The sequence below is a fragment of the Microbacterium sp. NPDC090225 genome, assembly GCF_044772365.1.
Taxonomy (GTDB): domain Bacteria; phylum Actinomycetota; class Actinomycetes; order Actinomycetales; family Microbacteriaceae; genus Microbacterium.
Genome location: NZ_JBIVYS010000001.1, coordinates 1,362,104 through 1,387,043, shown reverse-complemented (window position 1 = coordinate 1,387,043; position 24,940 = coordinate 1,362,104). Strand labels below are relative to the sequence as shown.

Here is a 24,940-nt window from a genome sequence, read left to right as displayed (position 1 = left end):
TCGCGGATCATGTGTATCGCGAACGATCCAGGGTGGTCGACGGCTGACAGACCTGCCCACCAACGTGCTGCGCCACTGGGAGTCGGTCGGTTTGCTGACCCCCGCCCGCGACGACGCCGGCCGCCGCCGGTACGGCGAGGACGACGTCGTGCGCATCGCCGTGATCCAGCGCAGCAAGGCCGCGGGCATGACGCTCGACCAGATCGCCGTGCTGCTCGACGACAGCAGTTGGGGTCGGCATCAGGTGCTGCAGTCGCACATCGACGACATCGATCGCCGCATGGAGGAGATGCGCCGCTCGCGCGCGATGACCGAGCACGCCCTGCGCTGCCGCTCGCACGACATCGCCACCTGCCCGCGCTTCCGGGCGGGTGTCGACGACGTACTGTCGAGGTTCTGAGGGGCATCAGTAGCAGCGCTCGCATCCGGCCTAACCATAGGAACCTCGGCGTAAACTCGTAACCGTGCCACTCGCCTCGAGGATTCACCCGATCCGCAGCGGCCGCCCCTCCCGCACTCGCCGTTCCCGGCGTGCGGTCGGAGCCGCGCTCGCCGCGGTGCTTGCCGTCGGCCTGACCGCCTGTGCTCCGGATGCCGTGAGCGAGTCGTTCCTGAGCGGCGAGAACACCGGCTACGTCGCCGCCGATGGCGCGATCCAGGAGATCCCCGTCGCCGAGCGCGGCGAGCCGATCGACTTCTCGGGCGTCACCGAAGACGGCGAGGCCTTCGACAGCGCCGACATCGCGGGCCAGGTCACCGTCGTCAACTTCTGGTACGCCGGCTGCGCCCCGTGCCGGGTCGAAGCGGGAGACCTCGAAGCCGTCTGGCAGGAGTACGAGGATCAGGGCGTGTCGTTCGTCGGCATCAACACCCGCGATCAGGCCGACACCGCCAAGGCCTTCTCGAACGAGTTCGAGATCACCTACCCGAGCCTGATCGACGTCGACACCGCGCAGGCCAAGCTCGCCTTCGCGGCCGAGACGCCCATCCAGGCCACCCCCACCACTCTCGTGCTCGACAAGCAGGGCCGCGTCGCCGCCCGCATCATCGGGCCCATCGATGGGACCTCGATCCTGTCCACGCTCGTCAAGGACGCGCTCGCGGAGAGCGCGTGAATCCCCAGGACATCATCGGTTCGGGAGCGCTCTGGCTGGCGATCCCGGTCGCCCTGCTCGCCGGACTCATCTCGTTCCTGTCGCCCTGCGTGCTGCCGCTCGTGCCGGGATATCTCGGCTTCCTCGGCGGGTCCGTCGCTCCGCGGCCGGGCGCGGGCACGGGGGATGCCGTGGCCCCGGGCCGCGGTCGCCTCGTCGTCGGCGTGCTCCTCTTCATCGCCGGGTTCAGCGCCGTCTTCGTCGCGATCACCTCTCTCGGTGGCGTCGCGAGCGTGTTCCTGATCCAGTGGGGTGAGGTCATCACGCGCATCCTCGGTGTCGTGATCATCCTCATGGGGCTCGTCTTCCTCGGGCTGTTCGGCTTCGCGCAGCGCGAGCTGCGCTTCCACGTCGACGGCAAGTACGGCGTGATCGGGGCGCCGCTGCTGGGCATCGCGCTCGGGATCGGCTGGGCGCCCTGCCTCGGCCCCACGCTGACGGCGATCTTCGCCCTCTCCTTCAACGCCGGTGACCCGGTGCGCGCGGGCGCCCTCGGCCTCGCCTACTCGCTCGGCCTCGGCATCCCGTTCCTGCTCGTCGCCCTCGGCTTCGGCTGGGCGACGACGGCCATCGGATTCCTGCGCCGCCACATCCGCGTCGTCAACATCATCGGCGGCGTGCTGCTGATCGCCCTCGGCGTGCTGATGGTGACGGGGCTCTGGACCGACATCATGTCCCGACTGACGGCGGTGATGAGCAGTGTCATCCTCCCGCTCTGATCGCGAGACGTCCGAGAAGAAAACCCGGAAGAACGAGAGTGCCGTGAGCAGCAAGACGCCCAGGTCCAGCGATCCGCTGCGGCCGTCCGACCACGTCGACGGCGACGACTCGATCACGCAGCCGCGCCTCGGTTTCGTCGGGTGGCTGCGCTGGGGCTGGCGCCAGCTGACCTCGATGCGCACCGCGCTGATCCTGCTGCTCGTGCTCGCGGTCGCCGCGATCCCCGGATCGATCTTCCCGCAGCGCATGGCCGACCCGAACGGCGTCACGCAGTGGGAGCGCGATAACCCCGACCTCTTCCCGATCCTCGACGGCCTCAAGCTCTTCGACGTCTACCTGTCGCCGTGGTTCTCGGCCATCTACCTGCTGCTGTTCACCTCGCTCGTCGGCTGCGTGATCCCGCGCATCCGGCACCACTGGAAGGCGCTCCAGGCTCGCCCGCCCCGCACGCCCGCGCGTTTGCAGCGGCTCGACGACTTCCGGGCGGTCACCCGCGACCTCTCCTCGACCGCGGAGAACGGCGAGAAGACGGATGCCGAGGCCGCGGCATCCGCATCGATCGCCGTCGCGACCAAACAGCTCAAGGCCCTCGGCTATCGCGTCGAGCGCTACGACCGGGGCCGTACCTTCTCGGTGTCGGCCGAGCGCGGCTACTGGCGCGAGACCGGCAACCTGCTCTTCCATCTCGCCCTCGTGGGCGTGCTGGTCACGGTCGCCATCGGCGGCGGCTTCGCGTATACCGGTCAGCGGGTGCTGGTCGAGGGCGAGACCTTCGCGAACACGCTCGTCGACTACGACTCGATGAACCGCGGACGCTTCGTCGCCGACGACGCCCTCGCGCCGTACTCGATGCGCCTCGACACCTTCGATGTCTCCTACACGCCGTTCGGCGAGGCGGGTTCCGGCCAGGCCGGCGACTTCTCGGCCAACGTGACGGTCAAGGAGAACGGTGAGGAGCGCACCGGCTCCATCAAGGTCAACGAGCCGCTGCCGGTCGCCGACGACGACATCTTCCTGCTCGGCAACGGCTACGCGCCCACCATCACGGTGCGCAACGCCGACGGCGACGTGGTGTTCACGAACAGCGTGCCGTTCCTGCCGCAGGACACCAACATGACCTCGCTCGGCGTGATCAAGGTCACCGACGGACTCCCCGAGCAGCTCGGCCTGCTGGGCTTCTTCTACCCGACGACCGCCGTGCTCGACACGGGCGCGTTCTTCTCGGCCTACCCCGCGCTCACCAACCCGACCCTCACGCTCGACGTGTACTCGGGCGACCTCGGCATCAACGACGGCACCCCGCGTTCGGTGTACGTTCTCGACACCACAGACCTCACCCAGCTCACCGGTCGCGCGGTCGACAAGGACTCGATCGAGCTCGCCCCGGGCGAGACCGCCGACCTGCCGAACGGCATGGGAACGGTCACCTTCGAGGACGAGTCGCCCGAGGGCGCGACGGACGCCACGCAGTCGGTCAAGCGCTTCGCCTCGCTGCAGATCCACCGCGACGAGTCCGGCGTCTGGGTGCTCGGCTTCGCGGTGCTCGCGCTCGGCGGCCTCATGCTCGCGCTGTTCGTGCCCCGCCGACGCATGTGGGTCAAGGCCACGGCAGAGGGCGACGCCGTCTCTCTCGAGTACGCCGGTCTCGCCCGCGGCGAGGACCCGACGATCGCGGTCGCACTCGACGACATCGTCGCCGGCCACGGCCGTCTGCTCGATGCGGCCGGGGGCACGGTCGCCCGCGAACCCGCCGCCGACGACCTCGCCGACGACCTCACCGAAGATCTTGCGGACGCCGACCCGACGGCATCCGACTCCCCGAAAGTAGACTGACACCATGTTCGACCTCGAAGTGATCTCGCCGGTCCTGCTCTGGACCGCGATCGCGATCTACGCCGCGGCTTTCATCGCGTTCGCGTTCGACCTCGCTCGCCGCTCGCAGATCTCCGCCGATGCGCAGACCGTGCGCGAGGCCGAGCTGGTCGGCGCCGGCGCGCGCGGGGGAGCGACGCTCACCGCCACCGGAAAGCCCATCGAGCCGAAGCCGCAGCGCTTCGTCATGGCGCGCATCGGCACGTCGCTCACCGTGCTCGCGTTCATCTTCCACCTCGGCGCGACCCTCACCCGTGGTTTCGCGGCCGGTCGCGTGCCGTGGGCGAACCTCTACGAGTTCGCGATGATCGGCACGCTGCTCATCATCGCCGTCTACCTGATCGTGCTGATCAAGGTCGACCTGCGCTTCCTCGGCACGTTCATCACCGGCCTCGTGGTGGTGCTGCTGGGCCTGTCGTCGACGAACTTCTATGTCGAGGTCACGCCGCTCATGGACCCGCTCAAGAGCGTGTGGCTCGTGATCCACGTCTTCGTCGCCTCGCTGGGCACGGCTTTCTTCGCCCTCGCCTTCGCGCTCTCGGTGATCCAGCTCATGCAGTCGCGGCGCGAGCGCCTCGTCTCGGAGGGTGCGGCCAAGACCGGCCCCGGTTTCCTGCGCACGTTCCCGTCGGCGGAGCGCCTCGAGAGCATGGCGTATCGCTTCACGATCATCGGGTTCATCCTCTGGACCTTCACCCTCATCGCCGGGTCCATCTGGGCGTACTACGCGTGGAGCCGCTTCTGGGGCTTCGACGTGAAGGAGACCTGGACCTTCGTGATCTGGGTGCTCTACGCCGGATACATCCACGCCCGCGCGACCCGCGGCTGGCGGGGCAACCCCTCGGCCTGGCTCGCGATCGTCGGCTTCACGGCCGTGCTGTTCAACTTCACGATCGTCAACGTGTTCTTCAAGGGTCTGCACGCCTACTCCGGCATCAGCTGAGGCATCCGCCCTTTATCGACGACGCCCCGCTCCTCTTCTCGAGGGGCGGGGCGTTTTCGCGCGGCTGGGGAGTGCAGGGCATCCGGAGGGGAGAGAACGGAGACCGGATGCCGTCGGCCCGGCGTGTCCGTCGGTGGCGCGCCGTGCGGGCCGCCGGTGGTCTCCGTTTTCGCGCACTCATCCGCACAACTTCGGAGTTTCGGCACGGCGCGCCGTGGGGGACGGGGTGGTGGCGGCGTGTCGCGTCAGGACTCCGAAGTTGTGCGGATGGGGTGCGCGAACGAACGGGCGGATGCCGCGGCTCAGGTCGCGAGCACGACCTTCGCCGAGGTCGTGCGGCGGAGCGCCACCGCGAGGGTGGTCGCGATGAGGGCGAGCACACCCCACACGACGAGACCGGCGACGGCGGAACCGTTCCCGGCGATCAGGCCCGTGAACGCCGGCGAGGTGGGGAGCGCGGCACCGAGGCCCGCGAGCCAGTCCGGCACGGTCGAGATCAATCCGGTCGCGACGGCCAGCGCGCCGATCAGGGCGCTGACCCAGCGTCCGACTCCGCCGAAGATCGCGACGAGCGCCTGGTTCACCGCGGCGAAGACGACGCCCGCGAGTACGGCGGTGCCCGCGAAGGTCCACCAGGCGGCCGCATCGTACGAGGCGACGAACTGCACGATGATCGACACCAGCAATCCCTGTCCGGCACCGATCAGCCCGGCGGGCCAGAAGGCGCGCAGCGTGAGCGTCGGCGACGAACGGCGCGACGTCAGGGTGCGGGCGGTGTGCGCGCGCATCACGATGAACGATGCGAGGCCACCGAACCACAGCACCACCGCGGCGAGCAGCGGGATGGCGGTCGGGCCGAAGATCGTGTCCATCGACGAGGTCGACTCGACCGGGTCGGCGATCACCGAGGCGATCGACGTCGACTCGGAGTCGCTGAACGAGGGGAGCGAATCGGTTGCCGTGCGCAGACCGCCGGCGAGGTCGCCCGCACCGGTCGCGAGGGTGTCGAGGCCGGTCGCGAGTTCGGTGGCTCCGGTCGCGAGTTCGGTCGCGCCGCTGGAGAGCTGGCCCGCGCCGGTCGCCAGAGCACGGGCTCCCGCAGCGGACTGGTCGACGCCCTCGGTCGCGAGCTGGTTGAGACCAGCGGAAATCTGGGTGGCGCCGGTTCCTGCATCGCTCATGCTTGTCGACAGGGTGGAGGCCGCGGCCGGGAGGCCCGTGGCCACGGGGGTGAGGTAGGCCGATGCCTTACCGGCGGCGGTGGCGGATGCAGCACCGGAGGTGGCGGCCTTCGCCACGTCCTCGCAGAAGTCAGTGTTCGCTCCCGACTCCGCACAGGTCGCAGCGAGCGTGCCCAGCTGAGTGGCAGTCGAGGCCGACTCGGAAGCGGCGGTGGCGAGGAAGGGGGCCCCGCCCTGCGCGGCGCCGACCAGCTGGGCGAAGGCACCGTTCGGATCGGTCAGCGCAGCGGCCCCACCGGTCAGCCCGGCTCCGAGCTCGCCCGCACCGGCGGCGAGCTGCCGCGTGTTCGCGGCGATCGTGTCGAGGCCGGTCGCCAGCGACGTGGCTCCGGTGCCGAGGTCGCCGGCGCCGGTCGCGAGCTGGGTGGCGCCGTCGGGGATCGCGGCGGCACCGGTCGCGGCATCCCGAGCACCGTTCGCGAGGTCGAGCGCACCGGATGCGGCCTCGCCGATCTGATCGCCGATCGTCGTGAATCCGACGAGGATGTTCTCGGTCGTGGCCTCCGACAGAGTCGTGCCGAGCGTGGACGCCGCGACGTTCGCGATCTGCCCCGTGATGAGGTCGTCGGCGACGAGGCCGTCGTCCGGGGTGGTGACCTCGATCGTCGCCTTCTCGGGCGTGCCCTCGCCCTCGGAGATCGTGCGCCCGGCGGAGGTGGCTGCCGATGAGAAGTCCTCGGGGATGGTGATGACCGCTTGGTAGTCGCCGTTCGCGAGTCCTTCGGCGGCGTCGTCCTCGTTGGAGATCACCCAGGTGAGGTTCGAGTCGAGGTCGTCCGACCCCTCCACGAGTCCGGACGCGAGTTGACGCCCGAGGGGTGTGACCTGTCCGTCGATCTCGACCGGCTCGTCGAGGTTCACGATCGCGGCGGTCATGGAGTCCAGGCGCTCGGTCGGGTTCTGGAGAGCGGTGACGAGGATGCCGCCGATCGCCGCCGGCAGCAGCAGGATGCCGAGGATCGTCAGCCACGTGATGGGCTTGCGGGAGCGTGCGCGCTCGATAGGGAGGGTCATGCGGTCACCTCGGTGGTTGCGGTCGCCCGTCGCGGGGCGCGGGTGTCGAGAAGGTTCGCGTCGGGCCAACCGGCCTCCGCGAGGATCGTGCGGGCGGTCGCCGCATCGGATGCCGTGGCGAAGACGGCCAGGGAACGGGTGGCCGCGGCATCTCGCAGCATCGCCGTCACCTGGTCGCGTCGACCGCCGGACAGTCGGTCGATGCCGTCGACGACCACGATCTCCGAGCGCCCGCGCAGAGCTTCTGCGAGGTCGTCGAGCGCGGCATCCGCATCGTCGACGATCACACAGCCGACGTGCGCGCGCACCCAGGCGGCCCGGCCGGGGAGCAGGTGCCCGGCGACGCGGAGCCGCCCGTCGTCGGCGGAGACGCGGCCGGCGACGGCCAGAGCGAGGGTGCGCCGTTCGCGGGCGTCTCCACCGGTCGCGATCAGCGCCTCGCCCGGAGCGACCCGGAACGACAGAGCAGCGACGATCGGGGCGTCCGCGCTGACTGCGAGGTCGTCGGCCGCGACGACCGAGCCGTCGCCCGGCCACTCGGCCAGGTGCCGTTCGCGCTCGACGGCTTCGCCCTCGATGTCGACGCGGGGGAGGATGCGCTCGAGCCAGGCCGGGATCTGCCAGGCGCGCTCGCCGAGGATCGCCATGAGCGCGGGGATGAGCGTCATGCGCACGAGGAACGCGTCGATCGCGATACCGGCGGCGAGGCCCAGCGCGATCGGCTTGAGAGACGAATCGCCCTCCGGTACGAACGCGACGAACACGGCGAACATGATGAGACCCGCGGCGGTGACGACCTTTGCCGACCCCGTGAAACCGCTGCGGACGGCGCGCAGCGCGGCGGCCCGGCGTTCGGCCCGCGAGGCGGAGCGCGAGGCGCGATCGTGCACGAAGTCCTCGCGCATGCGGGAGACGAGGAAGACCTGGTAGTCCATCGCGAGTCCGAAGAGCACGCCCATGAGCACGATCGGCATGAAGCTGATGATCGGGCCGACCTTCGCGACGTGGAGCAGATCGGCGAACCAGCCCCACTCGAAGACCGCGCCCACCACGCCGAACGCGGCGACGATCGAGAGCAGGTAGCCGAGCGCCGCCGTCACGGGCACCCACAGCGATCGGAACACGATGGTGAGGAGCACGAGCGACAGTCCGATCACGAAGATCCCGAAAGGCAGCAGAGCGCCTCCGAGCTGGTCGGAGATGTCGATCCCGACCGCCGTGAAGCCGGTGACCTTGAGATCGATACCGAACTCATCGAGCCACTCGTCGTGGTGCGAGCGAAGCTCGCGCACGAGGTCGGCGGTGGCGGGGTCGTCGGGCGCGGTCTCGGGGATGATCTGCACGATGCCGGTGTCGGCCGTCTCGTTCGGGGTCGAGAGCGCGACGTCCTTCACCCCGTCGATCTCCGCGACCGCGTCACCGAGGTCGTCCATCAGCCCGACCGGGTCGGTGGAGGTGACGATCGTGCCGGTGAGGATGAGCGGGCCGTTGAAGCCGGGGCCGAACTCCTCGCCGACGATGTCGTAGCTCTGCCGGGCTTCGGAGTCCTTCGGCAGCACGCCGGCGTTGGGCAGGGCGAGGTCGAGGCTGAGGGCGGGAACGGCCACGATGCCGAGGCCGAGCACGACGGCGATCGACACGAGCACCGGATGCTTCGTCACCCCGCCGACCCAGCGCTCGCTGAAGGCGCGGCGCGGGGCGCGTGCGGAGCCGTCCTTCTTCGTCGCGGCGCGCTCGCGGCGGGGGCGGCCGACGATGCGGCCCTTCATGAAGCCGAGTACGGCGGGGGTGAGGGTGACCGCGATCATCACGGCGATCGCGACGGCGACGGAGGCGGCGATGCCCATCGTCGTGAGGAACGGGATGCCGGCGAAGCCGAGCCCGATCAAGGCGATGAGCACGGTGATCCCGGCGAAGACCACGGCCGATCCGGCGGTGCCGACGGCGCGGGATGCCGATTCCTCGGGGTCGATGCCGGCGCGCACCTGATCCTGATGTCGGGCCATGATGAACAGCGCGTAGTCGATGCCGACGGCCAGACCCAGCATGAGGGCGAGCAGCGGGGTGGTCGACGAGACGGTGGCGAAGGCGGTGGCGGCGAAGATGCCCGCCATCGAGATGCCGACGCCGAGGATGGCGGTGAGCAGGGGGAGACCGGCTACCACGAACGAGCGGAACGTGACGATGAGCACGAGGAGCGCGATGATGAGGCCGACCGCTTCGGTCGGCGTGATGCCCGGGATCTCGGTCGCGAAGAGATCGCCGCCGAGTGCGGTCTGCGAGCCGTCCGGGAACGCCTCTCGGAGGTCCTCGACCACGGCGCTCAGCTCGTCCTTGGTCGCATCCGAGACGTCGGTCGACTGACCGTCGAACTGCAGGCGCACGATCGCGGCGGTGTCGTCGTCGTTGACCATGCCGTCGACCATCTCGTCGTAGGGCGATGTGACGGCGAGCACGTCGTCGATGCCGCCGAGTTCGTCGACGGCGTCCTCGATGTGCGCGCGATAGTCGTCGTCGGTGACCTGATCGCCGTCGGCGGCGACGACGACGAACTGCGCGTTCGTGCCGCTCACCTGGGGGAACGAGCGGGAGAGCTGCTCGAGGCCGGCCTGTGATTCGGTGCCGGGGATCGAGAACGTGTTGTCCGTGCCGGAGCCGAGTACGAGTGCCCCGGTACCCGCGAGGCCGAGCACGAGCAGCCACGAGCCGAGCACGCGCCAGGGGTGCCGGAACGACCAGCGACCGAGTGAGGACAGGAGAGTGGACACGCGGGTTCCTCCGGAAGATGGGGGATGAGGTGGATACACAGATGTATCCAATACATAGATGTATCGTAAGGTGATCCGCATTCGGAAATCTGTGTGCGGGGTGTGAGAATCGTCACGATCGCGAACACTGCACGATCGCGAACACAGGAGGTCTCGATGTCGATACCGGCTACTCGCAGTCGCGAGAACACGCGCGCCCGCCTGCTCGAGGCGGCCGAGCAGCTCTTCGCCGAGGTCGGCCTCGACGGCGCCTCGGTCGAGGCCGTCTGCGAGCGCGCCGGTTTCACGCGCGGTGCCTTCTACTCGAACTTCGAGTCGAAGGACGAGCTCTTCCTGATGCTCGCCGGTCGTGTCGCCGAGACGCGTGTGAACGCGGTGCGCGAGCGCGTGACCGAGATCACCGCCGAGGGGGGCCTGGTGCCCGGCTGCGATCCGACCGACCTGCTGCAGAAGGTGATGGATTCCGGCAGCGACGACCGCATGGGCGTGATGCTCATGAGCGAGATCCGCATCCGCGCGCTCCGCGACGCCCAGTTCGGAGCCGCGTACCTGGCGCAGGAGCGTGAGATGGTCGGCAGCATCGCGCAGATCGTCACCGACATCGTCGACGCCGGGAAGCTGCAGTTGCGGGTGCCGGCCGAGGTCGCCGGACGCATCCTCATGATCGTCTGGGAGGGCATGACCGTGCGTGGCGCGATGGCCGGGCAGGACGACGCCCAGCTGCGGCGCGCGGGCAGCGAGGAGCTCGGCCGACTGGTCGATCTGCTCCTGGTCTGACGGGTCTCAGCTCTCTTCGAGCACCCGATAGCTGCGCTCGAGGCGGGCGAGCCACCAGGCGCGGCGCTCGTCGGAGGCGGCGAGGCGGTCGAGCGCCGCGCCGTCGGGGGTGACGCGGTCGGCGGGGATCACCCCGTCGCGGGGTCGGCGATCGGCGACATCGTCGAGGAAGAGCGATGCCGTGCCGAGACCGCAGTCGTAGTCGAGGTGGGGGAGGGCGGCGGCGAGGACTGCGCCCTGCGAGAGCCCGATCGCGGTGTCGAGAGCGCTCGACACGACCGCCGGGAGCCCGGTGGCGGCGATGAGCTGCAGGGCGTGGGTCACCCCGCCGAGCGGCTGCGCCTTCACGACGATCAGATCGGCGGCGCCGGCACGCGCCACCGCCAGCGGGTCGGACGACTTGCGGATGCTCTCGTCGGCGGCGACCGGGATGCCCAGGTACTTCACGCGGGTGCGCAGTTCGGCGAGCTCCTCGACCGTCGCGCACGGCTGCTCGACGTATTCGAGATCGAACTCGTTGAGCGCATGCACGGCGTGCTCCGCTTCGTCGACGTTCCAGAGGCCGTTCGCATCGACACGGATGCGGCCCTCCGGCCCCATCGCCTCGCGCACGGCGCGCACGCGGGCGATGTCGTCGGCGAGCGTCTGCCCGGGTTCGGCGACCTTCACCTTGGCGGTGCGGCATCCGGAGAACCGCACGAGCACGTCGGGCACGCGCGCGGCCTCGACCGCGGGGATCGTGGCGTTGACGCGGATGCCGTCGCGCAGGGGCGCGGGCTGCGGGCGCCAGGCGAAGTCGATCGCCGCGGCGAGCCAGGTGGCGGCCTCGGCATCCGCGTACTCGGTGAAGGGCGAGAACTCGGCCCATCCCTCGGGGCCCTCGAAGAGGAGCGCCTCCCGGGTGTCGACGCCCCGGAATCGCGTGTGCATCGGCAGGGTGACCACGCGTGCGGTGGAGAGGATCTCGCTGAGTTCGGGCGTCATGGGTCTCATTCTCATCTCCCGCCGCCGTTCTCGTCGCACTTTCTGTCGGTCCGGCCGGATCTTTCCGACGGAGAGTGCGACGGGAGCGGCAGTGCGCGCGGGAATAGGGTGGAAGCGTGACCAGCGCATTCGTCTCCGACCTGTTCGACCCCGCCGAGTGGCAGCTCGCGCCCGGCGCCGAGGACTACACCGACATCACGGCCCACGTCTCGAACGACGGAGGCATCGCGCGCATCGCCTTCCACCGGCCGGAGGTGCGCAATGCCTTCCGCCCCCACACGGTCGACGAGCTCTACCGCGCGCTCGACATCGCCCGTCAGGACCCGCGCATCGGCGCGGTGCTGCTCACGGGCAACGGCCCCAGCGCGAAGGACGGCGGATGGGCGTTCTGCTCGGGCGGCGACCAGCGCATCCGGGGGCGCGACGGGTACAAGTACTCCGACCCTTCGACAGGCTCAGGGATCGAGGGGGGAGGCTCAGGGGCCCCGGCTTCTCCGTCCCCCGCCTCGTTGGGCCGCCTGCACATCCTCGAGGTGCAGCGTCTGATCCGCTTCATGCCGAAGGTCGTCATCGCGGTCGTGCCCGGATGGGCGGCGGGTGGCGGGCATTCGCTCCACGTGGTCTGCGACCTCACGATCGCCAGCGCCGAGCACGGACGCTTCAAGCAGACGGATGCCGACGTCGGCAGCTTCGACGCCGGATACGGTTCCGCGTACATGGCCCGCCAGACCGGGCAGAAGATCGCCCGCGAGGTGTTCTTCCTCGCCGAGGAGTACTCGGCGCAGCGCGCCTACGAGATGGGCGCCGTCAACCGGGTGGTGCCGCACGCCGAGCTCGAGCGCGAGGCGCTGGCGATGGCCCGCACCGTGCTGACCAAGTCGCCGACCGCCATCCGCATGCTCAAGTTCGCATTCAACGCCGTCGACGACGGACTCGTCGGGCAGCAGGTCTTCGCGGGCGAGGCGACGCGTCTCGCCTACGGCACCGACGAGGCCGTCGAGGGGCGCGACTCGTTCCTCGAGAAGCGCGACCCCGACTGGTCGTCGTTCCCCTGGCACTACTGAGGCACCGTCATGACCGCGCTGATCCCCATCGAGGCCGATGACCCGCAGCCGCTGGGTCTCGCGTTGCGCCGGGCGCTCGACGGCGGTCCGGCGCTGGGCTTCGGGATGCTCGCCGACGTGCCCGATCGGGTGCCTGTGGGCACGGCCGTCGTGATCGCGACCTCCGGGTCGAGCGGCATCCCCAAGCGCGTGGCGCTGAGTGCCGAGGCGCTGCGCACGAGCGCCGAGGCGACCGCCGACCGCATCGGGTCCGGCCGCTGGCTGCTCGCCCTCCCGACGGGGTACGTCGCGGGGCTCCAGGTGCTCGTGCGGTCGATCCTCGCGGGCACCGAACCCGTGGCGCTGTCGGGCAGGTTCTCGCCCGAGGCGTTCGCGCACGCCACCCTATCGATGCTGCGACACGGCGACGAGGCGCTGTACACCTCGCTCGTGCCGGCGCAGGTGGCGACCCTGCTCGACGCAGCCGACGACGTCGCGGTGCGCGCTGCACTGCAGGCCTACCGCTCGATCCTCGTCGGCGGGCAGTCCCTTCCCGAGCCGCTGCGGGAGAGGGCATCCGATCTGGGCGTGCGCCTCGTGCGCACCTACGGCTCCACCGAGACCAGCGGTGGATGCGTGTACGACGGCGTCCCCCTCGAGACCGTCTCGGTGCGCACGGTCGACGGCGAGCTGCGCATCGCGGGCCCCATGCTCGCCGACGGCTATCTCGGCGACGACGAACTGACCTCCCGGGTGTTCGTGCGCGACGAGCACGGCATCCGCTGGTATCGCACGGGCGACCTCGGCCTAGTCGACGACGGGGCCGTGCGCGTGCACGGGCGCGCCGACAACGTGATCGTGTCGGGCGGCATCAACATCTCCCTCGATCGCGTCGAACGGATCGTGCGACAGGTGCCGGGCCTGCATCAGGCCGTCGTGGTCGGTGTCGCCGACGAGCGCTGGGGCGAGGCATCCGTCATCGTCGCCGCGCGCGGAGAGGTGCTGCGCCGCAGCGAATCCGACCAGCTCGTGCACGCGCGCGACGCGGTCGCCGAGGCGCTCGGCAAGCACGCGCGCCCGGCGAGCCTGATCCTCGTCGACGAGATCGCGACACTCGCTTCGGGCAAGCCCGATCGTGAGGCGATCCGCCGCATCGTCGCCGAACTGCACTGACCGGGGCGCCGGCGCGGCCCGTGCCAGACTGGGGCATGGCCACGTACACGCACGGACATCACGAGACCGTCCTCCGCTCGCACAGCTCCCGCACCATCGCGAACTCCGCGGAGTACCTCCGCCCGCACCTCGATCCGGCCACCCGACTCCTCGACGTCGGCGCGGGCCCGGGCAGTATCACGGCCGAGTTCGCGACGGTGGTCGCGCAGGTGACGGCCACCGAGATCGATGAGAACGCCCTCGCGCTGTCGCAGAGCCTCATCGCGGATCGCGGTCTCACGAACGTCGACTTCTCGATCGAAGACGTGCACGCGCTCTCGTTCGCCGACGACAGCTTCGACGTCGTGCACACGCATCAGGTGCTGCAGCACGTCGGCGATCCCGTGCAGGCTCTGCGCGAGATGCGCCGGGTCACGGTGCCCGGCGGCGTCGTCGCGGCGCGCGACGCCGACTACGCCGGATTCATCTGGTTCCCGCTGCTGCCCGAACTCGACGAGTGGCTGCGGCTCTACCGCGCGGCGGCCCGGGCGAACGGTGGCGAGCCCGATGCCGGGCGGCGCCTGCTCTCGTGGGCGCGCGCCGCGGGCTTCGACGACGTCATGGCGACGGCCTCCACCTGGTGCTACGCGACCCCCGAGGAGCGAGCCTGGTGGGGCGGCATGTGGGCCGACCGCATCCTCGAATCGGCGCTCGCGCGCCAGCTCGTCGACAGTGGTCTCGCGGGCCCTTCCGAGCTGCAGGCGATCAGCGACGCCTGGAAGCGATGGGCGGATGCCGGCGACGGCTGGTACCTCGTGCCGCACGGCGAGATCATCGCCCGGGCCTGATCCCGGTCCTGATCCGCTCTGCGCCTCGAGATGCACGGGGATACATCGCGAGACGGACGCGGCCGCCGAGCCGCTCGCGTAGCGTGAAGGAGTGATTCGCCCCATCTCCCGCGTCTGGCTCGTCGTCGACATCGTCGGTGCGGTCGTCGGCTTCGCCATCACGACGCCGCTGACGTTCATCATGGGGGCGGCGGGGCTCAGCGCGTGGATCCCGGATGGGGCCGCCGCGATGGTCGCCTACGTGATCGTGGGGCTCATCCTCTGGGGCGCCGCCGCGATCGCCCGCCTGTCCCCGGCTCTGGCGCTGTGCATCGCCTGGTTCGGTGCCGTGGTGCAGATGGCGCTCGGTCTGCCGCCCGCGGCCTACGACATCGGCATCCTGGTCGTGCTGTTCGCGACGGCCGCGTGGGGCACCACCCGGCTGCTGTGGATCGGCGGAGTCTCGGCCCTCGGCGGTGGCCTGGTGGGCGGCGCCTACTTCGGTGTCGTGTGGTCGGGCGAGCTGCTGACCGATGCCGCCAGCGCGCTGCGCGCCGCACTCATCGCCGCGCTGCTCGCCTCGGTCTTCGTGCTGATCATGGTGATGTCGTGGGGTGCAGGTTTCCTCTGGCGGGTGATCCTGTCGGGCCGGGCCACGCAGGTGGCGCGCGCGCAGGCCGAGACCGTGGCCGCCGAGGAGCAGGAGCGTGTGCGCATCGCCCGCGACATGCACGACGTGGTCGCGCACTCGCTGGCCGTCGTGATCGCGCAGGCCGACGGCGCGCGGTACGCCGCCGCCGCGAAGCCCGAGATGGCGACCGAGGCGCTCGGCACGATCGCGCAGACCGCCCGCGGTGCGCTGTCCGACGTGCGGATGCTCCTCACCCAACTGCGTCACCGTCAGGGCGACGGACCGCAGCCCACGCTCGCCGACCTCGAGGCGCTCTTCGCACAGGTGCGGCACGCGGGCATCGAACCCCGGATAACGGTCGATCCCATGCCTCCGGGCGAGCCGCCCGCGGCCATCCAGCTCGCGGTCTACCGCATCCTGCAGGAGGCCCTCACGAATGCGATCCGCCACGGCGACGGGGCGGTCGACGTGCACCTCGCGTGGTTGCCCGATCGGGTGGAGATCCGAGTGGCGAACACCGTCGCGCCGGGGTCCGCTCCCGTGCAGCTGGGGCAGGGTGGGCACGGCCTCATCGGTATGCGCGAGCGCGCCCAGCTGGTCGGCGGTAGTCTGCATGCCGAGCGCCGGGGAGCGCAGTTCCACGTCGACGGCATGCTGCCGATCGGACGCCCCGCGTGATCAGAGGAGTCCCGTCATGATCAGAGTCGTCCTCGTCGACGACCAGTCGCTGTTCCGCGCCGGTGTGCGGATGCTGATCGCCTCGCAGCCCGACCTCGAGGTCGTCGGCGAGGCCGGCGACGGGCGCGAGGCGCTCGACGTCGTGCAGCAGACCCGCCCCGACGTCGTGCTCATGGACATCCGGATGCCGGTCATGGACGGCCTCACGGCGACCGCCGAGATCCTTCAGCGCCCCGACGCGCCGCGCATCGTGATGCTGACGACCTTCGACCTCGACGAGGCCGCGGCCCGGGCCATCCGCCAGGGCGCGAGCGGGTTCCTGTTGAAGGACGCCGACCCCGAGTTCCTGCTCGCCGCCGTGCGCACCGTGCACGCGGGATCGAGCGTGATCGCGGCATCCGCCACCCGGGAGCTGTTCGCGCACTTCGCGGATGCACCGACCCCGGTCCCGCCGCAGTTCGCCGATCTCACCGACCGCGAACGGGAGATCTTCGCGCTCGCCGCCCGCGGTCTCTCGAACGGCGAGATCGCCACGCGCGAGTTCCTCAGCGAGGCGACCGTCAAGACGCACATCAGCCGCATCCTCTCCAAGCTCAGCCTGCGCGACCGCGTGCAGCTCGTCGTCTTCGCGTTCGAGCACGGCCTCGCCTGAGCACGGTTCACCCGGCATCATCCCCGCGGCATCCGCGGGATCATCCTCCAGGGGGAGGCGGATGCATCCGCCGGGCGACGACCGCGACGGCACCTGCTCCGTAGCGTCGGAGACATGGAGATCACGACCACCGACCTGGGCCTCGCCGCCCGCGTCCAGCACCTGAAGAAGACCTACGGTTCCGGCGAGGGAGTCGTGCGGGCGCTCGACGACGTCAGTGTCGGCATCCGCCGCGGTCAGTTCACCGCGATCATGGGCCCGTCGGGCTCGGGCAAGTCGACGCTCATGCACATCATGGCCGGCCTTGACACCCCGACCGAGGGGCGCGCGTTCATCGGAGACACCGAGATCACGGGTCTCGGCGACCTCGACCTCACTATCCTGCGCCGCCGACGCGTGGGGTTCATCTTCCAGGCGTTCAACCTGGTGCCCACGCTCGATGCGCTCGGCAACATCCTGCTGCCGTTCGAGCTCGACGGGCGCCGGCCGAGCGCGCTGGAGCGTGCGCGTATCGACGGACTCATCGAGACTCTCGGCCTGGGCTCGCGACTGCGTCACCGCCCCCACCAGCTCTCGGGCGGGCAGCAGCAGCGCGTGGCGATCGCCCGGGCGCTCGCCACCGCGCCGGACCTCGTCTTCGCCGACGAACCCACCGGCAACCTCGACTCGAAGACCGGACGCGAGGTGCTCCAGCTGCTCCAGGCAGCCAGCCGCGAGCACGGGCAGTCGATCGCGATGGTCACCCACGACGCGATCGCGGCAAGCCACGCCGACCGTGTGCTCTACCTCGGCGACGGTCGCATCGTCGCCGACCACCCGCGTCAGACCGCCGAGGAGATCTCGGCCTACATGCTCGCCGCCGAGGTGTCCGCATGAGCGCCGTCGGCACGGCATCCGCGATCGGCACCGTCGTGCCCGAGACGACCGCCACGGCCCCGCGCCTCGCGTGGCTGCGCGACCGGGGCATGGGCGCCAGCATCCTGGTCGCCGCGCTGTCGGCGGCGTTCGGGGTGATCCTCGTCGAGGTGACGGCGTTCATCGGCACGGTGCTGCAGGCAGATCCGTTCATCGGCGACAGCGAGACGCTCGCGATCGTCGTCGCCATCCTCTCGGTGCTGCTCACGGCGGTCGCGATGTACGTCGCCGCGATCGTCACCGCCAACACGTTCTCGACCATCATCGCGGGGCGCACCCGTCAGATCGCGCTGATGCGCCTGATCGGCGCGACCGCGCGCTCTCAGCGGGCGGAGGTCGGGCGGCAGGGACTCGTCGTCGGCGTGATCGGCGCGCTCACCGGCGTGATCGTCGGCGTCGCGGTCGCCGCGCTCGGCGTGCAGATCGGGGGGATGCTCCTCTCGAACGTGCCCTCGGACTTCTCGCTCGCGCAGCCGTTCCTGCTGCTGCCCGCGGTGGGCGTCGCGCTCACGACCTGGGTCGCGGCGTGGGTGGGCTCGCGCCGCGTGCTCACGGTGACGCCCCTGCAGGCGATCGGCGGATCGGTCGAGCGCGCCCACGACGAGGTGTCAGGCCGGGCCGGCCGTCACGTCGGTGCCTGGGTACTGCTCATCGCCGGTGCCGCGCTGCTCGCGGGAGGTGTTCTGGTCGGACTCGTGACGCCGCTCGGGGTCGTCGTCGCCTTCATGGGAGGCCTGCTCTCGTTCACCGGACTCGCGCTCGGCTCGGTGCTGTTCATGCCGCCGGTGCTGCGCCTGGTCGGGCGGATGTTCGGCTCCAGCGCCACTGCGCGCCTCGCCGCCGAGAATGCGCTGCGGTACCCCGAGCGATCGTCGCGCATGGCGATCGGCGTCGTGATGGGGGTGACCCTCGTGACGATGTTCGCGGTCGCATTGGAGTCGTCCAAGCGACTGATGATGAACCAGACCTCCGAGGAGGTGCCGCCGGAGTTCTTCGCCCCGTTCGACGCCTTCGCCTCGATCATGATGGTGCTCGTCGCCGTCTCGGCCGTGATCGCCGCCGTCGGTCTCGTCAATCTGCTCACGATCGGGGTGGTGCAGCGCCGGCGCGAGCTCGGTCTGCTGCGGTCGATCGGGCTGTCGAACGCCCAGGTGCGCCGGATGGTGCTGCTCGAGGCCACGCACATCACGGTGGCCGCGACGCTCACGGGGCTGGTGCTCGGCGTCGCCTACGGCTGGATCGCCGCGCAGTCTCTGCTCGGCTCGGTGCCGGTGCTGCCGGACTTCACACCCGCCGGGCTCGTCGCCCCGCAGGTGCCGTGGGTGCCGGTCGTGATCATCGTCGTCGCCACGGCGGTGCTGACGCTGGTGGCGGCCGCGACGCCGACCCGTCTCGCGACGCGTGTCGCGCCGGTCGAGGCGCTGGCGGCCGACTGACCGTGAGGGGTCCCAACACGCCGCGCGCTCGGGGGAGCGTGCGGCGTGTCTTGACCCCTCACGGTGCGGAATAGGCTGGACGGATGCCGTCGCCGTTCGATCAGTCCACCTACCAGGTCCGCCTCGACTGGGGTCTCGCCGGCCTCGCGCGGCTCGCCGAGGCCGACGTGGTCGTGATCGTCGACGTGCTGCACTTCTCCTCGAGACTGGCGGATGCCGTCGCCGACGGTGCTGCGATCGAACTGGCCGAGGCGGCCGTGTGGTCGACGGACTCCGTCGCCCCGGCGCTCGCGGTGACCGCGGCCGCCGGAGGAGCGACGGTGCTGGTCGGAGGCATCCGCAACGCCACCGCCGTCGCACGCACCGTGCAGCACATCCAGGAGGGCCGGCGGGCGCGCACCTCGGTCGCCCTCATCGCCGCGGGGGAGCGCGACGGCTCGAACGACGTGCGCTTCGCGGTCGAAGACCACCTCGCCGCCGGAGCGATCATCGCGGCGCTCACCGATCTCGGCATCGATCACACGGCGCCCGACGCGGCGGTCGCGGCCGAGGGTTTCCGTGCTCTGCGCCGTGCGCTCGGGCACCTGGTGTCGGCGAGCGGTTCGGCCCGCGACGCCGCCGATGCCGACGCGGTCGCCGCGGCATCCCGTCTCGACGCCGTCTCGGCGGTCCCCGTGCTCCGCGACCGGGTGTTCACGGCCTTCGCCTGAGATACTCAGCGGCATCTCGCAGATCTGCACCCGTTTCGCACCGATCGAGGCGACTCGATGCGAGGCCCGGGCAGATCTGCGAGATCCGGCACGCGCAGGATGCTCCCGCGGCACGCCCAGGGGCAGCACCGTGTGCGTGGGGCACGAGCGTAGGGTCGGGGCATGAGGTTCCTCCCCGCAGTCATCGTCGACGCCGTGCTGGTTCTGATCTTCGCCGTGATCGGCCGTGCCTCTCACGACGAGAGCCCCGCCGGATTCCTGCTCACGGCCTGGCCGTTCCTGGTCGCGATGCTCGTCGGTCACGCGCTCGCCGCATTGCTGCCCGGTCGCCCGCGCCGGCCGTGGTCGGTGCTGTGGGGCGTGGTCGTCTGGGTCGTGACCGTCGCCGGCGGCATGCTGCTGCGCGTGGCGACGGGGGACACCGCTCAGCTCGCGTTCATCATCGTCGCGACGCTGACCCTCGGCGTGCTGCTGGTGGGGTGGCGCGCGGTCACGGATCTCCTGCGACGCGGGCGCGCCTCGCGGGCAGCGGCCGACGGTCAGCAGGGCGCGACCCTCTCGCACGACGACCCGGAAGAAACGGCCTCCTCGGAGAACGCGAGCGACGGCCCGCGCACGCTCTAGAGCCCGGCGCCCTAGCGCGGTGACTGCGCGGCGAGCTTCACGTCGGCCGTGATCTCGCGCCGCGTCCACGTGAAGAGGTAGCGCTGGTCGAAGGTGCGCGAGCACTGCGCGCACGAGGTGGCCCGGGTCGGACGTCGATGCCGGAACGTCTCGTGCCCGGCGGGGCACCGTCCGACCCACGGCGCGAGTTCGACGGCGGTCTCGCCGCGATGCGTGGTGCCGCCGACGTAGCCCAGGTCACGTGCCACGCGCTTCCAGGCCGGGCCGTGCGCAGCGGCGTGCCCGGCGAGGGCATGGGCGACCTCGTGCAACAGCACCTGATGGATCTCGTCGTCGTCGAACCGTGCCGCGAGGTAGCGCGACACGGTGATGCGCTTCTTCGTGTAGTCGCACTGCCCGGCACGACGCTTCGCATGGTCGAAGCCGAACGACCAGGAGTCGTCGAGGTACATCGTCAGAAGCGCGTCACCCCAGATGCGCACACGGTCGAGATCCGCCATGCGCTCAGGCTAAGCCATGCCGCCGACACCGGGGCGAACGGCTCGTGCGCGGATCAGCCGGCGACGAGCTGCGACGGACGACGGCGCTCGGCCGCGTCGATCGCCAGCAGGGTCACCTCGAGCTCGCGGTCGGCCGCTCCGGCCTCGCGGCGCAGGAACAGCGACTGCTTGAAGCTCTCACGTGCGGTGTCGAAATCCTCGGCGTCGAAGGCGTTCTTGCCGCGGTGCTGGTGGGCGAACGCGGCGATCGTGATCCAGCCCTGGCCCTCGGCCTCCTCGGCGCACGCGACGAGTTCCTGCTCGGCGGCGGCGTGCGCTCCACGGAACTGCTGCACGGTCGCACGCAGCACACGCGCACGCAGCACGTCTTTGCGCGTGCCCGCCATGCGAGCCTGTCGCACCGTCGTCTCCGCGAGGGCGAGCGCCTCGTCGAGGCGTCCCAGCACCTTCAGCAACCACACGCGCTCCAGCAGAGCGGGAAGGCTGCGCTGATCCTCGATCTCTTCGAGCCGTACCGCGCACTCGTCGATATCGACCAGCTCGCGGAGGTTCTCCCGGTCGTATCCCCGGATGAAACTCATTGCTCTCCTTCCGCAGCGTCCCCCTCCAGTCTGCATGCCGTTCACGCGGTCGTCGGGTCGGCACGCCCGCGCGCCCGCATCCCGGACGCGGATCAGCGCAGGAAGAGCGACGCGTCGGGTCGCGGAGAGGCCACGGCATCCGCATCGGTGACGATGTGCGCGCCCTGCACGAACGTCTTGACTTCGGCGCCCTGGGCGATCTTCGCCGGATGCGGGCCCGCGGCGAGCAGACGGGGGAGCCACTCGGTGGGCAGGGGAGAGGCGGATGCCGCGACGACGAGGTTGCCGAACCGGCGGCCCTTGAGCACCTGCGTGTCGGCGAGCACCGCGACCTCGGGCAGCACCGCGGCGACGGTCGCGACCTGCCGGCGGGCGAAGGCGAGCCCTGGGCCGTCGGCGACGTTGATGAGCAGCACCCCTCCCGGGGAGAGCAGCTGAGAGACCTCGCGGTAGAACTCGACGCTGGTGAGGTGCGCCGGGGTCTGCGCGCCGGAGTAGACGTCCGAGACGACGAGATCGCACGCGCCGGTGAGGGCTGGGGGGAGCTTCTGCACGCCCTCGCGCGCATCCCCGATGCGGAGGCGGATCGACGCGCCCTTCGGCAGGGGAAGATGCTCGCGCACGAGCGCCGCGAGGGGCGCCTCCCACTCGATCACCTGCTGCCGCGAGCCCGGGCGGGTCGCATCGATGTAGCGGGGCACGGTGAGCGCACCGGCGCCGAGGTGCACGGCGGTGAGCGGTCCCGCGGGCAGCTGGTCGATCACGGCGCCCATGCGCACGATGTACTCGAAGTGCAGGTGCGTCGGGTCGTCGAGGTCGACGTGCGACTGCGGGGTGCCGTCGACGATGAGCTCGAAACCGCTCGTGAACTCCGAGGGGGCGATGGTGGCGACGCCGCCGTGGTCGAGCTTCGCCTGCGGATGCTCGGTGTCGCGTGCGCGCATCCGTCCCATGCCTGCGAGCCTACGCGCTCGTGCCGTGCCGGTCAGCGCTGGCGGCCGTTGGTGCAGGTCTCCTGTTCGGCGGTCTGACCCGAGATGCTCGGGTCGAGCGTGGCGCGGGGCGCAGGGGTCTCGGTCGCCGGGGCATCCGTCGAGGGGGTGGTGCCGGGGTCGGTCGTGGTGCCGGGGTCGACGACCTCGACGCCCTCGTTGTTGGTGGCATCGCCCGTGAGCTGGACGGGCTGCCCTGCCGCGAGCGCCGACCAGAGCGTCTCCGCGGCGTCGTAGTTCGGCACCACGCGATTGCTGTTATCGGGATCCTCGAACACGGGGTACTGCACGAACACGAAGTCGCTGAACGGCACGTCCTTGACCGAGAGGGCGAGCTGTGCGATCCGCACGGGGTTGCCGAGCTCGGTGCTGGGTGTGATGTTGTCGACGGCCGTGTTCGCGAGCCCGAGCACCTTCGCGGGATCGCTGAGCACCTCGTCGCTGAGGATCTTCTTCACCAGTCGCGACATGTACTGCTGCTGGTTCGATACGCGCGCCATGTCGCTGCCGTCGCCGACGCCGTAGCGCGTGCGGATGAACTGCAGCGCTTCGTAGCCCGAGACGGTGCGGGGGCCGGGGGCCCAGTAGTCGATGCCGGCCTGCTCGTCGCTGATGCCGTCACCGCCGATGCAGACCTCCACGCCGCCGATCGCGTCGGTGACAGCCATGACGCCGTCGAAGTCGATCTTCGCCGCGAACGGGATCTCGACGCCGCTGAGGTCGGTGATGGTCTTGGCGACGCACGAGACGCCGGCGTTCTGGTAGATCGAGTTGATCTGCGTCTTGCTGGTCGCCGAGGCGATCGACCCGTCGTCGCGCGTGCACTCGGGCGTCTCGATCATGAGGTCGCGCGGCAGCGAGACGACGGTGACGTTGCGGGGCTCGGCGGAGACGTGCACGAGCAGGTTCACGTCGTTGAGGATGCCGCCGTCGGCCTCCGAGCAGCGCTCGCCGAGGAGGCCGCTCGACACCTCGCCGCACTCGTCGGTGCCGACGAGCAGCACGCTGAACTCGCCCGGGTACGCGCTGATCGCCGGGGGCTCGACCTCGGGCGCGCCTTCCAGAGCGACCGCGTCGGCATTGAAGCGGTTGATGTAGTCGACGACGACGAAGGCGCCGACGGCGATGGCGGAGACAAGGATCACGCCGAGGCTGATCCCGGCGATCTTGAGGAAGCCCTTCATCGGCCCCGGGGTGGGGAGGGGAGCGTGGCGGGCCACGGTGGATCGATCCTTGTGGCGGGAGCGAGGCATCCCGAGAGCATAGTCAGGGCCCCGGGAGGATGCCTGTGAAGGCCCCACGGAAACGATTGTCACAAGCATGTGACGATCGTGTGAAAAACTTGCAGGCAATTAGTTAGTCGTAGATACTTATTCGACAGGGCGAGCACCCACTCGTCCATTCCCAGGACGTTTCAAAGAGGAGATCCACTGATGCACAAGCGCATTCTTCCGGTCGTGGCGCTCGGCGCCGTGGCTTCGCTCGCGCTGGCCGGCTGCGCCGGCGGCGACAACGGCGGAGCAGCAGACGGAGAGGGCCAGGAGCTCACCGTCTGGATCATGAAGGGCACGAACCCCGATTCCACCGCCTTCTACGACAAGGTCTCCGCGGCCTTCGAAGAGGAGACCGGAGCGACGGTCAACATCGAGGAGATCCAGTGGGCTGACGCGCACGATCGCTTCGTCACCTCGATCGCCGGCGGCACCACCCCCGACATCGCCGAGACCGGCACCACCTGGACCGCCGAGTTCGCCGACGCCGGCGCCCTCCTCCCGCTCGACGAGTACGTCGACGCCGAGGACGGCCTGCGCGACGACCTCGTCGAGGGTCTCGAGGTCGCGGGCACCTACGACGACGAGCTCTACGGCATGCCGTGGTACGCCGGCGTGCGTTCGCTCGTCTACCGCGCCGACGTGTTCGAGGAGCTCGGTCTCGAAGCTCCGAAGACGTGGGACGACATCGTCGCCGCGGGTGACGCCATCAAGGCCGCCAAGCCCGACATGCTCCCGTTCCCGGTTCCCGGTGACGCCGAGTTCCAGGTCTACCCCTGGGTCTGGGGTGCGGGCGGAGAGATCGCCACGAAGGACGGCGACACCTGGACCAGCGAGCTCGACAGCACCGAGTCGCAGGCCGGCATCGAGTTCTACACCGGTCTCGCGACCGAGCACGGCTTCTCCTCCGCAGGTGCCACCACCTGGAAGGAGACCGACCTTCGTGACGCGTTCACGCAGGGCAACGTCGCCATGATGCTCTCGGGCTCGTGGACGCCGAAGTCGCTCATCGAGGCGAACCCCGACCTCGAGGGCAAGATCGGCGCGGCGGTCATCCCCGGCGAAGACGGCGGCATCGCCCCGTCCGTGCTCGGCGGATCGCACCTCTCGGTCTTCAACACGACCAAGAACGCCGACCTGGCGTGGGAGTTCGTCAAGCTCATGACCACCGGTGAGTTCGCCGAGCAGTGGTCGAACGAGACCGGCTACTTCCCGGGCGTCCAGTCCGCGATGGAAGAGGCCCTCGCCTCGACCGACCCGCTCGTGGCACCGTTCGCCGAGCAGATGGTCGACGGCGGAGCATCCGTCCCGGTCACCCCGAACTTCGGCGCCGTCCAGGCGAAGAAGACGACCAACTCCATGATCCAGGCCATCCTCAGCGGGCAGAAGGACGTCGCGACCGCGACGAAGGATGCCGCCGCTGAGATGACGGACCTGCTCAACCAGTAAGGAAGC

At 70.3% G+C, this 24,940-nt stretch carries 23 protein-coding genes; 16 read left to right on the top strand and 7 right to left on the bottom strand.

Annotation, left to right across the window (positions count from 1 at the left end; all coding sequences use genetic code 11):
• The first annotated feature begins 25 nt into the window (after positions 1-25).
• The 5 genes from ACIQTT_RS06665 (at position 26) to ccsB (ending at position 4,689) form a co-directional block, all read left to right on the top strand.
• The gene (locus ACIQTT_RS06665; protein WP_402791127.1) at positions 26-400 is read left to right on the top strand and encodes a MerR family transcriptional regulator; all 375 of its coding nucleotides are present in this window, start codon (positions 26-28) and stop codon (positions 398-400) included.
• Positions 401-464: 64 nt separating this feature from the next.
• Positions 465-1,115, top strand: coding sequence for a TlpA family protein disulfide reductase (locus tag ACIQTT_RS06660; protein WP_402787733.1), 651 nt, complete (start codon positions 465-467; stop codon positions 1,113-1,115).
• Entirely contained in the window at positions 1,112-1,873 is a 762-nt protein-coding gene (locus ACIQTT_RS06655; protein ID WP_402787730.1) for a cytochrome c biogenesis CcdA family protein, read from the top strand. The genes ACIQTT_RS06660 and ACIQTT_RS06655 overlap by 4 nt, the downstream gene beginning before the upstream one ends.
• Before the next feature lie 43 nt (positions 1,874-1,916).
• On the top strand, positions 1,917-3,707 hold the full coding sequence (locus ACIQTT_RS06650; protein WP_402787727.1) for a cytochrome c biogenesis protein ResB: 1,791 nt from the start codon (positions 1,917-1,919) through the stop codon (positions 3,705-3,707).
• A gap of 4 nt (positions 3,708-3,711) precedes the next feature.
• On the top strand, positions 3,712-4,689 hold the full coding sequence (ccsB, locus tag ACIQTT_RS06645) for a c-type cytochrome biogenesis protein CcsB (RefSeq protein ID WP_402787724.1): 978 nt from the start codon (positions 3,712-3,714) through the stop codon (positions 4,687-4,689).
• Positions 4,690-4,991: 302 nt separating this feature from the next.
• Here the strand turns inward: ccsB and ACIQTT_RS06640 are convergent, their stop codons facing one another.
• Complete coding sequence (locus ACIQTT_RS06640) at positions 4,992-6,944, bottom strand: YhgE/Pip family protein (protein WP_402787721.1); 1,953 nt, start codon at positions 6,942-6,944, stop codon at positions 4,992-4,994.
• Positions 6,941-9,712 carry an efflux RND transporter permease subunit gene (locus tag ACIQTT_RS06635; RefSeq protein WP_402787718.1) on the bottom strand — a complete coding sequence of 924 codons (2,772 nt, stop codon included), beginning with the start codon at positions 9,710-9,712 and terminating at the stop codon, positions 6,941-6,943. Before ACIQTT_RS06635 ends, ACIQTT_RS06640 begins: the two co-directional genes overlap by 4 nt.
• A gap of 156 nt (positions 9,713-9,868) precedes the next feature.
• On the opposite strand from ACIQTT_RS06635, the gene ACIQTT_RS06630 reads away from it, so the two are divergent.
• Positions 9,869-10,489 carry a TetR/AcrR family transcriptional regulator gene (locus ACIQTT_RS06630; protein WP_402787715.1) on the top strand — a complete coding sequence of 207 codons (621 nt, stop codon included), beginning with the start codon at positions 9,869-9,871 and terminating at the stop codon, positions 10,487-10,489.
• Between the two features lie 6 nt (positions 10,490-10,495).
• On the opposite strand, the gene ACIQTT_RS06625 is transcribed toward ACIQTT_RS06630, so the two are convergent.
• The gene (locus tag ACIQTT_RS06625) at positions 10,496-11,473 is read right to left on the bottom strand and encodes an o-succinylbenzoate synthase (RefSeq protein ID WP_402787712.1); all 978 of its coding nucleotides are present in this window, start codon (positions 11,471-11,473) and stop codon (positions 10,496-10,498) included.
• A gap of 116 nt (positions 11,474-11,589) precedes the next feature.
• Between ACIQTT_RS06625 and ACIQTT_RS06620 the strand changes: the two genes are divergently transcribed.
• The 9 genes from ACIQTT_RS06620 (at position 11,590) to ACIQTT_RS06580 (ending at position 20,141) form a co-directional block, all read left to right on the top strand.
• Entirely contained in the window at positions 11,590-12,537 is a 948-nt protein-coding gene (locus ACIQTT_RS06620; protein ID WP_402787709.1) for a 1,4-dihydroxy-2-naphthoyl-CoA synthase, read from the top strand.
• A gap of 9 nt (positions 12,538-12,546) precedes the next feature.
• Complete coding sequence (locus tag ACIQTT_RS06615; protein ID WP_402787706.1) at positions 12,547-13,689, top strand: AMP-binding protein; 1,143 nt, start codon at positions 12,547-12,549, stop codon at positions 13,687-13,689.
• Between the two features lie 35 nt (positions 13,690-13,724).
• Positions 13,725-14,516, top strand: a complete 792-nt coding sequence (locus ACIQTT_RS06610; protein WP_402787703.1) for a class I SAM-dependent methyltransferase — start codon at positions 13,725-13,727, stop codon at positions 14,514-14,516.
• 91 nt (positions 14,517-14,607) lie between these two features.
• Positions 14,608-15,804: a sensor histidine kinase gene (locus ACIQTT_RS06605; RefSeq protein WP_402787700.1), complete on the top strand. Its 1,197-nt coding sequence runs from the start codon at positions 14,608-14,610 to the stop codon at positions 15,802-15,804.
• Between the two features lie 16 nt (positions 15,805-15,820).
• On the top strand, positions 15,821-16,456 hold the full coding sequence (locus ACIQTT_RS06600; protein WP_247623233.1) for a response regulator transcription factor: 636 nt from the start codon (positions 15,821-15,823) through the stop codon (positions 16,454-16,456).
• A gap of 114 nt (positions 16,457-16,570) precedes the next feature.
• Complete coding sequence (locus ACIQTT_RS06595) at positions 16,571-17,332, top strand: ABC transporter ATP-binding protein (protein WP_247623232.1); 762 nt, start codon at positions 16,571-16,573, stop codon at positions 17,330-17,332.
• Positions 17,329-18,807 (top strand): FtsX-like permease family protein, encoded by a 1,479-nt coding sequence (locus ACIQTT_RS06590; RefSeq protein WP_402787696.1) that lies wholly within the window; start codon positions 17,329-17,331, stop codon positions 18,805-18,807. Before ACIQTT_RS06595 ends, ACIQTT_RS06590 begins: the two co-directional genes overlap by 4 nt.
• 83 nt (positions 18,808-18,890) lie before the next feature.
• Complete coding sequence (locus tag ACIQTT_RS06585; protein ID WP_402787693.1) at positions 18,891-19,517, top strand: 2-phosphosulfolactate phosphatase; 627 nt, start codon at positions 18,891-18,893, stop codon at positions 19,515-19,517.
• A 162-nt stretch (positions 19,518-19,679) separates the two neighbouring features.
• Complete coding sequence (locus ACIQTT_RS06580) at positions 19,680-20,141, top strand: DUF3054 domain-containing protein (RefSeq protein WP_402787690.1); 462 nt, start codon at positions 19,680-19,682, stop codon at positions 20,139-20,141.
• A gap of 11 nt (positions 20,142-20,152) precedes the next feature.
• On the opposite strand, the gene ACIQTT_RS06575 is transcribed toward ACIQTT_RS06580, so the two are convergent.
• From ACIQTT_RS06575 to ACIQTT_RS06560, 4 genes are all read right to left on the bottom strand, one after another.
• Positions 20,153-20,641: a SprT-like domain-containing protein gene (locus tag ACIQTT_RS06575; RefSeq protein ID WP_402787687.1), complete on the bottom strand. Its 489-nt coding sequence runs from the start codon at positions 20,639-20,641 to the stop codon at positions 20,153-20,155.
• Positions 20,642-20,694: 53 nt separating this feature from the next.
• Positions 20,695-21,222 carry a hypothetical protein gene (locus tag ACIQTT_RS06570; RefSeq protein ID WP_402787684.1) on the bottom strand — a complete coding sequence of 176 codons (528 nt, stop codon included), beginning with the start codon at positions 21,220-21,222 and terminating at the stop codon, positions 20,695-20,697.
• Between the two features lie 92 nt (positions 21,223-21,314).
• Positions 21,315-22,175, bottom strand: a complete 861-nt coding sequence (locus ACIQTT_RS06565; protein WP_402787681.1) for a spermidine synthase — start codon at positions 22,173-22,175, stop codon at positions 21,315-21,317.
• A gap of 32 nt (positions 22,176-22,207) precedes the next feature.
• The gene (locus ACIQTT_RS06560; RefSeq protein ID WP_402787678.1) at positions 22,208-23,467 is read right to left on the bottom strand and encodes an LCP family protein; all 1,260 of its coding nucleotides are present in this window, start codon (positions 23,465-23,467) and stop codon (positions 22,208-22,210) included.
• A gap of 180 nt (positions 23,468-23,647) precedes the next feature.
• Here ACIQTT_RS06560 and ACIQTT_RS06555 point away from each other — a divergent pair, with 180 nt between their 5' ends.
• Positions 23,648-24,934, top strand: coding sequence for a sugar ABC transporter substrate-binding protein (locus ACIQTT_RS06555; RefSeq protein ID WP_402787675.1), 1,287 nt, complete (start codon positions 23,648-23,650; stop codon positions 24,932-24,934).
• The last annotated feature ends 6 nt before the right edge of the window (positions 24,935-24,940 follow it).

Coding starts and splice junctions, on each gene's coding strand:
- ccsB (WP_402787724.1), top strand. CDS start 3,712: ATGTTCGACCTCGAAGTGATCTCGCCGGTCCTGCTCTGGACCGCGATC.
- ACIQTT_RS06640 (WP_402787721.1), bottom strand. CDS start 6,944: ATGACCCTCCCTATCGAGCGCGCACGCTCCCGCAAGCCCATCACGTGG.
- ACIQTT_RS06630 (WP_402787715.1), top strand. CDS start 9,869: ATGTCGATACCGGCTACTCGCAGTCGCGAGAACACGCGCGCCCGCCTG.
- ACIQTT_RS06625 (WP_402787712.1), bottom strand. CDS start 11,473: ATGACGCCCGAACTCAGCGAGATCCTCTCCACCGCACGCGTGGTCACC.
- ACIQTT_RS06615 (WP_402787706.1), top strand. CDS start 12,547: ATGACCGCGCTGATCCCCATCGAGGCCGATGACCCGCAGCCGCTGGGT.
- ACIQTT_RS06610 (WP_402787703.1), top strand. CDS start 13,725: ATGGCCACGTACACGCACGGACATCACGAGACCGTCCTCCGCTCGCAC.
- ACIQTT_RS06600 (WP_247623233.1), top strand. CDS start 15,821: ATGATCAGAGTCGTCCTCGTCGACGACCAGTCGCTGTTCCGCGCCGGT.
- ACIQTT_RS06595 (WP_247623232.1), top strand. CDS start 16,571: ATGGAGATCACGACCACCGACCTGGGCCTCGCCGCCCGCGTCCAGCAC.
- ACIQTT_RS06590 (WP_402787696.1), top strand. CDS start 17,329: ATGAGCGCCGTCGGCACGGCATCCGCGATCGGCACCGTCGTGCCCGAG.
- ACIQTT_RS06585 (WP_402787693.1), top strand. CDS start 18,891: ATGCCGTCGCCGTTCGATCAGTCCACCTACCAGGTCCGCCTCGACTGG.
- ACIQTT_RS06580 (WP_402787690.1), top strand. CDS start 19,680: ATGAGGTTCCTCCCCGCAGTCATCGTCGACGCCGTGCTGGTTCTGATC.
- ACIQTT_RS06575 (WP_402787687.1), bottom strand. CDS start 20,641: ATGGCGGATCTCGACCGTGTGCGCATCTGGGGTGACGCGCTTCTGACG.
- ACIQTT_RS06570 (WP_402787684.1), bottom strand. CDS start 21,222: ATGAGTTTCATCCGGGGATACGACCGGGAGAACCTCCGCGAGCTGGTC.
- ACIQTT_RS06565 (WP_402787681.1), bottom strand. CDS start 22,175: ATGGGACGGATGCGCGCACGCGACACCGAGCATCCGCAGGCGAAGCTC.
- ACIQTT_RS06560 (WP_402787678.1), bottom strand. CDS start 23,467: ATGCCTCGCTCCCGCCACAAGGATCGATCCACCGTGGCCCGCCACGCT.
- ACIQTT_RS06555 (WP_402787675.1), top strand. CDS start 23,648: ATGCACAAGCGCATTCTTCCGGTCGTGGCGCTCGGCGCCGTGGCTTCG.